This window comes from Nitrosomonas communis (assembly GCF_024102715.1).
GTDB lineage: Bacteria > Pseudomonadota > Gammaproteobacteria > Burkholderiales > Nitrosomonadaceae > Nitrosomonas > Nitrosomonas communis_B.
In genome coordinates, this window is the sequence record NZ_JAGFJM010000066.1 from 1 (window position 1) to 14066 (window position 14066).

Consider the following 14066-nt stretch of genomic DNA (forward strand, 5'->3'; position numbering starts at 1 on the left):
GCACCGGTGACCTGGTCAGATGGCGGGAGGATGGGCAGATCGAATACCTGGGACGGGTGGATCACCAAGTCAAGATCCGGGGTTTCCGTATTGAATTAGGTGAAATCGAAACGCAACTGCTGCAGCAGTCGGCCGTGCGGGAAGCGGTGGTCGTGGCCAAGGCAGGGACGAGCGGCACCCGGCTGGTGGCGTATGTCTCGCTGCAGGCAGATCATGCAGTGACCACCCATGCATTGCGGGAAGCGCTTGCGCAGAGCTTGCCTGATTACATGCTACCTTCGGCGATCGTGGTGCTGGACAATCTTCCCTTGAATGCGAATGGCAAGGTGGATCGAAAGCGTTTACCTGAGCCGGGGATGCCATCAATCGATACCTATCGCGCGCCCTCGACAGCCGAAGCCCAATTGCTGGCGCGTGTCTGGCAGGAAGTGCTGGGCGTGGAGCGTATCGGTGAAACCGATAATTTCTTTGCATTGGGGGGCGATTCATTGTCGAGCCTCAAGGTGATGGCCCGTGTGCGCAATCTGACCGACGCAAAACTGGATTTCAAGCTGCGCGATTTAGTGCAACGCCCGACGATCGCCGATCTGCTTGGGCTGGATAAACTATCCAAGCCCAATGGACTGTTGGCGCTCAACCAGTTCTCTGGAAACGAGGGGGCCGAACCCTTGTTCTGTATCCATGCTGGCATGGGTACGGTGTTCGATTACCAGCCGCTTGCGCGGCAACTACAGGGCGTGCGTACGGTGTATGGCATTCCGTGCCGGATGCTGGCTGACAGCGCCCATTGCGACATCTCCTTGCAGCAAATGGCTGAGGATTATTGCCGCATGATTCGATCTATCCAGCCGCAGGGGCCGTACCATTTGCTCGGCTGGTCGCTGGGTGGCGCATTAGCTGCTCTGATGACCGCTATCTTGGAAGCGCAACAACAAACGGTTGCTTTTCTTGGCCTGATTGATTCCTATGTGCCAGGAATCGAATCATCTGAGTCAGTGCGAGATAACTGGCGACAGGATTTCATGGCGTTTATTGCTGCCGTGCTGCCCGGCGTCGAGTTTGACCCATCCTTGCATGCGACCGTGTTCGGGCAGACCTTGCTGACAGAATCGAACGCACAAGTGATGGCATTACTGGAAAAGGCATGCGCGCTGAATAAGCAGCATGGGCAATCAGGGCAAGATACAGCCGCTCCAGACTACGCCGCTATGGGAGTGGAAGAGCTGGCGCACACCTTTATGGTGGCCCGTCACTTGAAAGCACTCTCGCTGCAAACCTCCGCGCTGAAGCCGTTGCAAACGCAGGCGATTTGCTGGTGGGCGGCGACCCGCGAGCATGATGAGCGCCTGATGCTCGGACAGCAACTCAATCCTGCCGAAATTCACGCGATTGAAGTCGACGCTGATCATTATGATATTTTGCGAGCCGACTCATTGTTGGCGGAAATCCGGTCACAGCTTTCACAGATATCGCATGATGTGGTGATGGCAAGCCAACTATCTGAACGGCGTATCGATTGCACGATTTGGGGCTGACTTGGCTGCCAAGGCAAAACATGCGCAAGGCATGATCCTGCCGCTGTTGCTGGGGGTTGCGGCGACAGATTTGAATAACAGCCATTCCGTGCGGTGATAGCCAGAATCGCAAAAAGGGCGCGTTCGAAACTACCGCAACCTCCTTTATTTCGTTGACGCCTGGCTGCCGCGATCTGCAAGTGAGACGACCGGCACGATCGTGGATTCGCATGTTCCAGCAAAAAGAGGGTTGTAAGTGTTTCAATTCATGTGCCTGATCGTATTGCATCAAAGGCGATGAAGCGAAATTTAGCTTGACATAGGTGTGAGTATCACACACAATTTCTGCATCATCGACCTTGAAATTATTTTGCCGTGAAACTCAAGCAAATCGCAACCATCAACGCCGGTTATCCGTTTCGCGGCAGAATACCCGAAGTGACTGGCTCGGACATCGTTGCGGTGCAAATGAAGGATGTGTCACCACAGCAAGGGATTCGCTGGGCAAATTGCTTGACAACCAGATTGACCGGCAAGCGTGCACCCGGCTGGTTGCAACCAGGCGATATCCTGGTCGCAGCACGTGGCAGCCACAACTATGCCGTGTTGGTTGATGAAAGTCTTTTTCAAACCAGCATGCAGGCAGTGGCAGCTCCACATTTCTTTGTGGTGAGCATCAAACGCAAAGCGGTGCTGCCGCCATATCTGGCCTGGTTTTTGAACCAAAGCCCTTGCCAACGTTATTTCGAGCAAAATGCCGAGGGTACTTTCACCAAAAGTATCCGTCGCAGCGTGCTGGAGGATGCGCCAATCGCCGTGCCACCGCTCACCAAACAGCAGGCCATCATCAATCTGGCCTATGCAATCAGACAGGAGCGACAAATCATGGCACAACTGCTGCGCAATCATGAACATTTGCTTGATACCATTGCCAGCGGCCTGCTGGCGAACAGATAGCCGAAACCCGCACAGAACTAGAGAACAACAAGGAAACTCCGCCGATGAACGACAAAATCAACCAGGACAGCATCAACAAAGCATTATGGGCCGCCTGCGATACCTTCCGCGGCACCATCAGCGCCGATACCTATAAAGACTTCATCCTCACCATGCTGTTTTTGAAGTACATCTCCGATGTCTGGCAGGATCACTACGAGGGTTACCAGAAAGCGTACGGCGACGAGCCGGAGCTGATCGATGAGATGATGAAAAACGAGCGCTTTGTGCTGCCGCGCGAGGCCAGTTTCTACGCTCTGTTTGAGCGCCGCTTCGAGCCCGGCAATGGCGAGCGCGTCGACCAGGCACTGCACGCCATCGAAGAAGCCAATGGCACCAAGCTGAAAGACGCCGGTAAAAGCGTGTTCCAGGACATCTCCTTCAACACCGACAAACTTGGCGAGGAAAAGCAGAAGAACACCATTCTGCGTCACCTGCTGGAAGATTTCGCCAAGCCGGAACTGAACCTCAAGCCCAGCCGTGTCGGCAGCCTGGACGTGATCGGCAGCGCCTACGAATACCTGATCAAAAACTTCGCCGCCAGCGGTGGCCAGAAAGCGGGTGAATTCTATACGCCGCCCGAGGTGAGTGACTTGATCGCCGAGCTGCTCGACCCGCAACCGGGTGACAGCATCTGCGATCCGGCTTGCGGTTCCGGCTCGCTGTTGATGAAGTGTGGGCGCAAGATCGTCACCAACCATGGAAGCCGCCAGTACGCCCTGTATGGTCAGGAAGCGATCGGCTCCACCTGGTCGCTCGCCAAGATGAACATGTTCCTGCATGGCGAAGACAACCACAAAATCGAATGGGGCGACACCATCCGCAACCCGAAACTGCTCGACAAAAACGGCGGGCTGCTGCATTTCGATATCGTCACCGCCAATCCACCGTTCAGCCTGGACAAATGGGGGCATGATGAGGCCGAGCATGACCCGTTCGGGCGCTTTCGCCGCGGCATTCCACCGAAAACCAAAGGCGACTATGCCTTCATCCTGCACATGATCGAAACGCTCAAGCCCAAAACCGGGCGCATGGGTGTGGTGGTACCGCACGGCGTGCTGTTTCGCGGCAGCGCTGAAGGTAAAATCCGCCAACAACTGATCGAAGAAAATCTGCTCGATTGCGTGATCGGCCTGCCGGAAAAGCTGTTTTACGGTACCGGCATTCCCGCCGCCATTCTCATCTTTCGCAAAGACCGCCTCCCTCTCCCGCCGGGAAAGGGCAGGGGTGAGGGGCAAGGTGTCCTCTTTATCGACGCCAGCCGCGAATTCAAAGCCGGGAAAAACCAGAACCTGCTGACCGACGACAATATCGCTAAAATCGTGGCGACTTACCGTGCCCGCGAAAGTATCGATAAGTACGCCTATCTGGCCAGCCTCGAAGAGATTCAGGAAAATGATTACAACCTCAACATCCCGCGCTATGTCGATACCTTTGAAGAAGAGAAAGAAATCGACCTCATAGCAGTGCGCAAGGAAAGGCTGGAACTCAAAAAACAACTGGCCGCACTGGAAGAACAAATGGACGGTTATTTGAAAGAATTGGGGTACGCGGAATGAGTTCCGGTGAGTTAATTTTATATCAAACCGATGACGGATTGGCCGAAGTCAATTTGACGGCTGTCGATGGCACGGTTTGGCTAACGCAAGATGATATCGCAGCGCTTTTTGATAAGGGCCGGTCTACGATTGCCGAGCATATTCAGAATATCTTCTCGGACAGCGAATTGATTGAGGATTCAGTTTGTCGGAAATTCCGACAAACTGCCGCAGATGGCAAAGATTACAATGTCTTACATTATAATCTTGAACTGATTTTAGCTGTCGGCTACCGCGTGCGTTCTCCGCGCGGCGTGCAATTCCGTAAATGGGCCAATACTGTCCTGAAAGAATACCTTGTCAAAGGCTTCGCCATGGACGACAAACGCCTGAAGCAAGCTGAACAATGGGACTATTTTGATGAATGGCTTGCCCGTATCCGTGATATTCGCACCTCGGAGAAACGGTTTTATCAAAAAATCAAAGATATCTACACCACGGCCATAGACTACGATAAATCATCGGATCAGGCGCAGCTTTTTTTCAAAAAAGTGCAAAACAAAATGCTCTGGGCCGTTACCGGACACACGGCGGCGGAGCTCATCGAAGGGCGCAGCGATCCGGACAAGCCCAATATGGGCGCGATGTCATGGAAAGGCGTTATCGTCCGAAAAAGCGATGTCGGCGTTGCCAAAAACTACCTGAATAAAGATGAAGTGGAAGAATTAAACCGCATTGTCACCATGTATCTGGATTATGCGGAAGATCAGGCCAAACGGCGCAAACCCGTGACCATGGCACAATGGGCGGATAAGCTGGATGCTTTCCTTGAATTTAACGAGCGCGATCTACTGACTCATGCCGGAAAAGTGCAAATGGAAGTGGCGCAGAAGCTGGCCGCTGACCGCTATGAAGCATTCGATGCCAAGCGTAAGGAAGCTGAAGCCGTTGCCGCTGATGAAGAAGATATCGAAGTGTTGGAAAAAATGGCCAAAGACATTGAAAGCCGGAAGAAAGGAACTCAAGATGAGCGTTCCTAAGGGGTGGCGATTAACTTCACTTGGAGAAGTATGTTCAGGTGCACTGCAAACTGGGCCTTTTGGCAGTCAATTACACGCTAACGAATACACTGACGATGGCGTTCCTGTATTAATGCCTAAAGATTTAATCGATTGCCAAGCCAATATAGTTACAGCTGCAAAAATACCTGTAGAAAAAGCTTCTGAATTGTCGAAGCATAAATTACAAGAAGGAGACTTGCTTTTTAGTCGGCGAGGTGACGTTGCTAGATTTGCGTTAATTGATAATTTATCCGCAGGCTCTCTTTGTGGAACAGGATGTTTGAAAGCAACTCCCAATAAAGCGCACTCATCAAAATTCCTCTCTTATTTTCTACAAAAAAATGCTGTTAAGCGTTGGCTGGAGCAAAATGCAGTTGGGCAAACTATGCCTAATATGAACACTGCTATTTTGTCAGAGTTACCCCTGATGGTTGCCTCCTCAAGAAATGAAGAAGAGAAAATCGCCCAAATCCTCTCCACCTGGGATAAGGCGATCACCACCACCGAACAACTGCCCGCCAACAGCCAGCAGCAGAAAAAAGCCCTGATGCAACAACTGCTCGCCAGCAAAAAACGCCTTCCCGGTTTTAGCGGGGGATGGGAACGAACCATTCTTTCACGAATTGCTGACGTGATAATGGGTTCTTCTCCAAAGTCGGAAGCCTATAATGATAATAATGACGGATTACCCCTATTGCAGGGCAATGCCGATATTAAGAAAAGATTGTCATCGCCAAGAATTTATACGTCACAAATAACCAGGGAATGCCTTATAGGTGATATTCTTCTGAGTGTACGAGCGCCTGTTGGTGACATTTCTCGATCAATTCACCATGCTTGTATTGGTCGAGGCATCGCAGCTATACGGGCAAAATCCAACATATCTCAAGATTTCATATATCAGTGGCTTTTACATTATGAACCAATGTGGGAAAGCCTTTCACAGGGCAGTACATTTGAATCTGTTAATAGCAGTGATATTAAAAGTATTCATATAGAAATTCCTCTTATTCAGGAGCAACAAAAAATCGCTTCTGTCCTTTCCGCTGCCGATGAAGAAATCGAAATCCTCGAACAAAAACTGGGTTGCCTCCAGCAAGAAAAGAAGGCGCTGATGCAACAACTCCTCACCGGCAAACGTCGCGTTAAGATTTCTAACGTTAGCTAAAAGGATAAAACTATGCAAATTAAACAATTTAAACTACATAATATTGGGCGATTCAGGTCGTTAGAAGTCTCTTTAGCACCTACCCCTGATGTGAGCTCCAATGTTACGGTATTGGTTGGGAATAACGGTGCGGGTAAAACCTCAATTCTTAAATCGCTTGCAACTTCGCTCAGTTGGTTTATCTCACGGCTGCGCAGTGAAAAAGGCAACGGCAATTCAATCCCGGAAGAAGTTATCTTTAAGGGTTCATCCTCGGCAGCGATTGAAATTACAGTAATGGATGAGCACGGACAGGCGGTAAATCCAAATATAGACAAGAACGAATTTTTATACCGGTGGACCTTATCGAAAGCCAGAAGAGGAAAAAAAGCAGAATATGCGAGTCGGCTCAATGATGCATCCAGATTGGCAAATGATTACCGCATTGCGCTCACTAATAATGATCAGTGCAGTTTACCACTTATTGCTTTTTATCCTGTTGAACGCGTAGTTCTAGATATTCCTCTGAAAATCAGAGAAAAACATAATTTCTTACAATTGGACGGGTATGACAATTCATTAAACCAGGGGGTAGATTTTCGCCGCTTCTTCGAATGGTTTAGAGAACGCGAAGATGCTGAAAATGAATCTGGTATTCCACAGGATATGCTCGCTAAGATTTTCGAAATTGTGGATCAAAATAGTAGTATCTGGCAAAAGCTGCAACAACTTAAAGCTTCTTCACGCGATCGTCAGCTCACAGCAGTGCGCACAGCAATCAGCAATTTTATGCCTGGCTTTACCAATTTAAAGGTTCGTCGTAAGCCGCGGCTACATATGTCTATTGATAAAGATAACGACACCTTTAATGTGCTTCAGCTTTCACAAGGTGAAAAATCATTGATGGCATTAGTTGGCGATATCGCTCGCCGCTTATCGATGATGAATCCTTCTCTGGAAAATCCTTTGCAAGGTAATGGTGTCGTACTGATTGATGAAGTCGATATGCACCTGCATCCAACGTGGCAACGCAGCATAATCGAGCGCTTGACAATGACCTTCCCTAATTGTCAGTTTGTACTCACTACCCACTCGCCATTAGTGATCAGCGATTATAAGGAGGTGCTGGTGTATTCCCTAGAAAATGGCGAACTGGTGCAAGTACCTTCACAGTATGGGCAGGATGCAAACAGCGTGCTTCTGGATGTCATGGATACGCATATCCGCAATCAGCGCATTGCGGAAAAATTCAGTGACCTGCTGGATCTGATTCAAGACAGAAAGTTAGCAAAAGCAAGAGAACTTCTTGAAAGTCTGGAGCAAGAATTGCCAGAATCCAATATTGAATTGACCAAAGCTAAGTTGTTGCTGCGCAAACAGGAGCTACGCATTGAAAAAAATTAATAAAGGCGCGGAACCTGTTGGTTTGAAGAGGTGGAAGAGCGCCCATCCTGAAGGTTGCTATAGTGATTTGTCTGAAGTCGAACGACAGAGTATTCGTGAAGCCTGTGCAGAGGAGCAGTTTTATTTATGCGCGTATTGTTGCCAGCAAATCAGTGGACAAAGTACTGATACGAAAAATGAGCATGTCGAGGCTAGAAGGATTGCACCCCATCGCAGCCTTGACTTCAACAATATCGTTGCAAGCTGTACTACGCCTAATCAGTGCGACGCCGCGCATGGTTCACGTTCTTTACCGCTTACACCACTTATGGATGAATGTGAAACTGAACTGCGCTTTAAAATCAGCGGTCGAGTCGAAGGACTCACTGAAAGAGCGGAAGAGAGTATTCGAGTACTGAATCTTGGTGATACTGAAAAAAATAACAAAAAGCTCATCGAAAAACGCAAACAATTATCCAGCGTTTTGTTACTTACAAATGGCGTTAACCCAAATGACGGACTCGAGGACGATGCGCTGATTCAGATATTGATTGATGATCTCGGCACCCCAATAAATGGAAAGCTGGAGTCTTTCTCGCCTGTCGTGGTAAATATTCTCAAAGATTGGTTATTGTCTGATTATGTGAATTACGAGCAGGACAAATAATTAGTTGCAAATGATCCAGCGTCTCCCCAAATTCCAGGAAGAATACAGCGCCAAGATTCCGGCGCTCACGCTGCTGCACAATCTTGGCTGGCGCTTTGTTTCGCTGGAACAAGCCCTGTCGGCGCGGGCTGGCAAAACCAGCGAGGTGGTCTTACGCGAAGTATTACGCGGTGAGCTGCGCAAACGCCGCTATGTCTATGGCGGGAAGGAACGCACCTTTTCAGAGCAGGCGATTGATAACGTCATTGCCGAGCTGTGCAGTCCGGCCCTGAATGAAGGTCTGGGCGTGGCCAATGAGAAAATCTATAACCATTTGCTCTACGGCATCTCGGTGAAGGAATTTGTCGATGGCAAGAGAACCAATCCAACGATGCACATTATCGACTGGGACAATCCTGACCATAACAGCTTTCTGTTTACCGAGGAATACAATGTGCAGCGCACCGGTGGCGTGGATCATCGCAGGCCGGATATTGTTTGTTTTGTGAATGGCCTGCCGCTGGCCATGATTGAAGCCAAGCGCCCGGATAATCATGGTCATAAAGGCCCGACGATAGACGAAGGCATTTCACAGAATCTGCGCAACCAGCGTAATGACGAAATTCCGCATTTGTTTGCCTATGCACAATTACTGTTTTCCATCAACGGCGCGGACGGGCGTTACGGCACACAAGGCACGCCGTTCAAGTTCTGGGCACGCTGGCGTGAGGAAGATATCCGCGAGCCGGAATGCTACGCGATTAAAAACAAGATACTGGATGAATCGGCCAAGGGGGCATTGTTTGCGCATCGCCCCGGGGCAGATCAGGCTTGGCATGAAAACCTGATTGCTGGCGGAGAACTGGCCGTCACCGAGCAAGACCGGCTTTTGATCAGTCTGCTCTCTCCTGACCGGTTGCTGGAGATGACGCGGTTTTTCGTGTTGTTTGACAAAAAGGTTGGCAAGGTCGCCGCGCGTTATCAGCAGGTTTTCGGCATCAAGCGCCTGATTGAGCGCATCAGCACCAAAGACAAGCAAGGCGCGCGCCAGGGCGGGGTGATCTGGCATACTACCGGCTCGGGCAAATCCTTCACCATGGTGTTTTTGTCCAAGGCTCTGATCCTGCATGACTCTCTGAAGCAATGCCGTATTGTTGTGGTGACCGACCGGGTTGATCTAGAAGGCCAGCTCAGCAAAACATTCAGCAGCGGCGGAGAGCTGGCCAGCAAGAAAGACAAGGCCGCCGCAATGGCCACTTCCGGCAAGCGACTGGCCGAACAGATTGCGACGGGCACCGAGCGCATTATCTTCACCATCATCAATAAATTTGCCATTGCCGCCAAAATGCCGGAATGTCACAACCCGAGTGCGGACATGATCGTGCTGGTCGATGAAGGCCACCGCTCGCAGGGCGGTGAGAACGCTATCCGCATGCGCCAGGCTTTGCCGAATGCAGCCTTTGTCGCCTTTACCGGCACGCCGCTGCTCAAGGACGATAAAACCACCAACAAATTCGGCCCGATTATTCATGCCTATACCATGCAGCGGGCCGTGGAAGACAAAACCGTCACGCCGCTGTTGTACGAAGAGCGCATTCCCGATCTGGATGTCAATGAACGCGCGATTGACAGTTGGTTTGAGCGCATCACCGAGGGACTGACTGACGAGCAAAAAACTGACCTCAAGAAGAAATTCGCCAAGAAAGGCCATCTCTATCAATCCGAAGACCGTATCCGCCTGATTGCCTATGATATCGCCAATCACTTCGTCAAAAATATTGATGAAGGACTGAAAGGGCAGCTTGCCTGTGACAGCAAGTTATCGGCGATCAAATACAAGCAGTTCATGGATGAGCTGGGTTTGTTTGAATCGGCGGTTGTCATGTCCCCGCCCGACACGCGCGAAGGCAATGTGGACGTGGATGAGTCCGGCATGCCTGAAATCACGAAATGGTGGAAGGAGCATGTCGGCACGCAGGATGAAAAGAACTACACGAAACAGATTGTCGAGCGCTTTGCAAACGATGATGACCTCAAAATCCTGATTGTGGTCGATAAATTGCTGACCGGTTTTGATGAGCCCCGCAATGCCGTGCTCTATATCGACAAGCCGCTCAAGGAGCACAGCCTGATTCAGGCTATCGCGCGCGTCAACCGCCTGCACCCCCAAAAGCAATTCGGTCTGCTGATCGATTATCGCGGCATTCTGGCGGAACTCGATACCACCATCGCCAAATACCAGGATTTGGCCAGCCGCACGCAAGGCGGTTTCGATATCGGCGATATCGAGGGGCTTTATCAGCAAATGAGCACCGAATATAAAAAGCTGCCGCGTCTGTATGCGGATTTGTGGGCGATCTTCAAGGAGGTCAAAAACAAAGGCGATATCGAGCAATTGCGCCAGGTCATCGTGCCGCGCATGCAGGAACGCAACGGCGAAATGATCGATGTCAATCTGAAAATCCGTGAGGATTTTTACGACCGGCTCAGCGCGTTTACCAACTGCCTCAAGATTGCGCTGCAATCGGTCAGTTTCTATGAAGACAAGAGTTTTTCGGAAGATGACCGCAGGCATTACAAGGAAACGGTCAAGCAGTTCACGGCACTACGACAGCTCGCCAAGACCGATGCCGGTGAATCGGTCGATTACGATGCCTATGCCGCACAGATCAAAAAGCTGATGGATAAGCATGTGGTTGGTGTGGAGGTCAGAGAGCCCGAAGGCGTTTATGAAGTCAACAAAATGGGCAAGGCGGCTGATCCCAAGGAGTGGTCGGATGAGAAAACCCGCAACGAGACCGATATCATTAAAACCCGCATCACGCGCATGATCGAGCAGAATCTGCGCGATGATCCGTACGCGCAGGAAGTGTTTTCCAGGCTCTTGAAGAAGATCATCGAAGAAGCCGAAGCGTTATTCGATCACCCACTCAAGCAGTACATGCTGTTTCGGGAATTTGAAGAAAAGGTCGAAAAACGTGAAGTCGAGGGTCTGTCGGACAAATTCGCCGACAACAAACACGCACAAGCTTATTACGGCGTGTTGAAAATGATGATCGGCAACAATCTTGCCACGATTGACGAAACAACGTCGGATTGCTGGGTGGAGCTTTCATTCAAGATCGATGTGATCATCACCAATGCCGTTGCCGAACATTCGATCAATCCGCAAAACATTGAAGCGGAAATCCGTAAAAACCTCCTGCCGATGATTTTTGCTGAATGCAAAAAACTCCGCTCTGGCATAAATCAGGCTAAAGCGATGATCGAACGGATCGTGCAGGTGGTAAGGGAGGGTTTGAACAAATCATGATTCATCCCGCACGGCAAAAAACAGCTTCGATTCAATATGGCGATATCGAAATTGACTTTGCCATTGAACCCCGCGCAACCGATACACCGAAAGTCCTCATCAAAGTCCACCCTGATTGCCGCGTGGTGGTACATGCGCCGCCACTGGCTTCCGCTGAGGAAATCATCCAGGCGGTCAAAAAACGGGTGCGCTGGATTCACCGGCAGATACGCTATTTTGAGGAACAGCGAAAAGACATTCTGCCACGCCGTTATGTGAGTGGCGAAAGCCATTTCTACCTGGGGCGCAGACATGTGTTGAAAATCCAAGAAGCCCTCCGAACCGCACCGGAAGTCAAGATGCTGCGCGGGGTGCTGGAAGTCAAAACCAGGGTCTCTAAGCCCGAAAAAATCAGATCGTTGCTGTTTGACTGGTACAAGGCAAAAGCCAGAGAAGTGTTCGACCGCAGACTGGATGAAATACTTTTACAAACACTTTGGGTGAAAGAAAAACCGCCGATAAGACTCTTATCCATGCAAACCCAATGGGGCAGCTGCTCGCCCAAAGGACAATTAACGCTCAATCCCCATTTGGTAAAAGCGCCTAGAGAATGCATAGATTATGTATTGCTGCATGAACTTTGCCACATCGCGGAACATAATCATTCTGAGAATTTTTATCGGCTTATGAAACAAGTCATGCCGCATTGGGAAAAAGTGAAAGGGCGGCTTGATGGCATGGCTTATTTTTATTTGAATGATGTTTGAGGTTGTTGATTTAGATGGCAGTTTTCGGCCTCAGGCTGACGGTGAAATAATGCAAAAGGCCGAGTAAGCCGGAGGAGTTTGACCTCCAGCTCTTCATAGACTCCGTACGTGAACCTCTCGATTCATACGATTCCTGCCGGCCATACCCTTAACGCTAATACTACAGGCAAAGCATACGCTTCTCCCCGAACCGGGTTGGCAAGTGCTTAGCCAGAGCCAACACATCCCCTTCACTTCATTGACTTTTGTCACGTGACGCGTTACGATCGCCTGCATGATCAAGACTTTCGCGGATAAGCATACGAAATCCTTATTTGAAACAGGAAAGTCCAGGAAATTTCCGCCCGAAATTCACCAAAGGGCTTCCAGGAAGTTGGAGTACGTCAATCTGGCGACTTGTCTTGATGATCTTAAAGTGCCGCCAGGAAACAAGCTGCATAAGCTCACAGATGATCGTGAAGGGCAACATGCCATAGCTATTAATGATCAGTGGCGCATCTGTTTCCGGTTTGAAGATGGCGACGCTTTTGATGTTGAAGTCTGCGATTACCATTAATGAGAGGTGAAATTTATGTCTATTACCAATACAGGTATGAAACGCAAGCCTATCCATCCTGGCGAGATGCTGCGTGAAGATTTTCTGCCTGATTACGAATTAAGCGCATCGGGTTTAGCGGAGGCATTGGGTGTATCGCGCCAGTCGATAAGTGAGCTATTACGCGAGCGGCGAGCGGTTAGCCCCGAAATGGCTATTCGCCTTGGCCGGTTGTTTGGCAATTCTGCGGAGTTCTGGCTGAATGCGCAGCGTGACGTTGATCTTTGGGAAGCGAATCGGGCAATTAAATCCGAGGTTGCACGAATTCGCCCACTAAATGCCGCATCACAATCACCAGTAATTTGACGGCCTCTGCAGAATGGAATGAGGTCGCGAATCAAGAAGAACATGTTGATACTGAAGACTATGCCAAGACCGCTTCGTTGAGAATTTCCGAATGCGCTTTATCACGCAACATCGCGTGGAAATCGCCGCCAAAACATTTATGAAGATGATGATGACCGGCTAAGCTTTTTAGAAATCCTTGGAACGGTTGTCGTTGATTACAACCGGCTGTGTCATGGCTATTGTCTGATGGATAACCATGATTATCTCATCATTGAAACACTTGAGGGCAATTTATTTGTCAAAGAGCATGTGGCAACTCAATGGCGTTGTTTATACCCAGGTAACGAGCTACCGGCATGGACATGGTGGCCATCTTTTTCGAGGACGATACAAAGCAATCTTGGTGGATAAAGATTGCTAATTGCTCGAGCTTTCTCTCGATGTCGTTTTATACAGGGTATCAAGTCTTACATTGCAACAAATGCAAAAAGAGAATATTGCATTGCAAGACTTGATACTTCTGTACGATATCGTTCTGGTGGACTTTGGATTTCTACATAGCCTCCGTGCGCCCACTCTTTCGGATGATCAACTACACCAGCTCTCACCATGTTAAGATCGATATATGCCATGCACCTTGATAAGTAGTCATCCGACTGTACGGCTGTCGCGTGATAACGATCTTCCCAATACGCGCCTTTGCGTTCCTTCCTAAGAAACTGTTTGGAAATTCTGAATCCTAGCGTTAATGTAAGGAATTTTCTATAAACAGGCGGTATCATGAATCAACAAAAAGTGTAGGAAGCGTTATCCGAGTGACCTAAGCAATGGAGCGTGGC

The 14066-nt window shown here is 49.6% G+C and carries 11 protein-coding genes; all 11 read left to right on the forward strand.

The window, feature by feature from the left end:
* The coding region (locus J5I83_RS06355) for a thioesterase domain-containing protein (RefSeq protein ID WP_304054280.1) at window positions 1-1535 on the forward strand (1535 nt) is incomplete at its 5' end.
* A gap of 354 nt (window positions 1536-1889) precedes the next feature.
* Window positions 1890-2471 (forward strand): restriction endonuclease subunit S, encoded by a 582-nt coding sequence (locus tag J5I83_RS06360; RefSeq protein ID WP_304054281.1) that lies wholly within the window; start codon window positions 1890-1892, stop codon window positions 2469-2471.
* Window positions 2472-2515: 44 nt separating this feature from the next.
* Window positions 2516-4069, forward strand: coding sequence for a type I restriction-modification system subunit M (locus J5I83_RS06365; protein WP_304054284.1), 1554 nt, complete (start codon window positions 2516-2518; stop codon window positions 4067-4069).
* A 38-nt stretch (window positions 4070-4107) separates the two neighbouring features.
* Window positions 4108-5088: a virulence RhuM family protein gene (locus J5I83_RS06370; RefSeq protein ID WP_304054286.1), complete on the forward strand. Its 981-nt coding sequence runs from the start codon at window positions 4108-4110 to the stop codon at window positions 5086-5088.
* Window positions 5075-6277, forward strand: a complete 1203-nt coding sequence (locus J5I83_RS06375) for a restriction endonuclease subunit S (protein ID WP_304054288.1) — start codon at window positions 5075-5077, stop codon at window positions 6275-6277. The genes J5I83_RS06370 and J5I83_RS06375 overlap by 14 nt, the downstream gene beginning before the upstream one ends.
* Before the next feature lie 12 nt (window positions 6278-6289).
* Complete coding sequence (locus tag J5I83_RS06380; protein ID WP_304054290.1) at window positions 6290-7660, forward strand: AAA family ATPase; 1371 nt, start codon at window positions 6290-6292, stop codon at window positions 7658-7660.
* Window positions 7647-8306, forward strand: a complete 660-nt coding sequence (locus J5I83_RS06385; RefSeq protein ID WP_304054291.1) for a hypothetical protein — start codon at window positions 7647-7649, stop codon at window positions 8304-8306. Before J5I83_RS06380 ends, J5I83_RS06385 begins: the two co-directional genes overlap by 14 nt.
* A gap of 10 nt (window positions 8307-8316) precedes the next feature.
* Entirely contained in the window at window positions 8317-11598 is a 3282-nt protein-coding gene (locus J5I83_RS06390) for an HsdR family type I site-specific deoxyribonuclease (protein WP_304054292.1), read from the forward strand.
* Window positions 11595-12344, forward strand: a complete 750-nt coding sequence (locus tag J5I83_RS06395; RefSeq protein WP_304054293.1) for a SprT family zinc-dependent metalloprotease — start codon at window positions 11595-11597, stop codon at window positions 12342-12344. Before J5I83_RS06390 ends, J5I83_RS06395 begins: the two co-directional genes overlap by 4 nt.
* Before the next feature lie 274 nt (window positions 12345-12618).
* Window positions 12619-12900 (forward strand): type II toxin-antitoxin system RelE/ParE family toxin, encoded by a 282-nt coding sequence (locus J5I83_RS06400; protein WP_304054294.1) that lies wholly within the window; start codon window positions 12619-12621, stop codon window positions 12898-12900.
* Window positions 12901-12915: 15 nt separating this feature from the next.
* Window positions 12916-13245: a HigA family addiction module antitoxin gene (locus J5I83_RS06405; RefSeq protein WP_304054295.1), complete on the forward strand. Its 330-nt coding sequence runs from the start codon at window positions 12916-12918 to the stop codon at window positions 13243-13245.
* Window positions 13246-14066 lie beyond the last annotated feature (821 nt).

Bases quoted from the DNA above. Each gene is read 5' to 3' on its own strand.
- J5I83_RS06365 (WP_304054284.1), top strand. From the start codon at position 2,516: ATGAACGACAAAATCAACCAGGACAGCATCAACAAAGCATTATGGGCC.
- J5I83_RS06375 (WP_304054288.1), top strand. From the start codon at position 5,075: ATGAGCGTTCCTAAGGGGTGGCGATTAACTTCACTTGGAGAAGTATGT.
- J5I83_RS06380 (WP_304054290.1), top strand. From the start codon at position 6,290: ATGCAAATTAAACAATTTAAACTACATAATATTGGGCGATTCAGGTCG.
- J5I83_RS06390 (WP_304054292.1), top strand. From the start codon at position 8,317: ATGATCCAGCGTCTCCCCAAATTCCAGGAAGAATACAGCGCCAAGATT.
- J5I83_RS06395 (WP_304054293.1), top strand. From the start codon at position 11,595: ATGATTCATCCCGCACGGCAAAAAACAGCTTCGATTCAATATGGCGAT.
- J5I83_RS06400 (WP_304054294.1), top strand. From the start codon at position 12,619: ATGATCAAGACTTTCGCGGATAAGCATACGAAATCCTTATTTGAAACA.
- J5I83_RS06405 (WP_304054295.1), top strand. From the start codon at position 12,916: ATGTCTATTACCAATACAGGTATGAAACGCAAGCCTATCCATCCTGGC.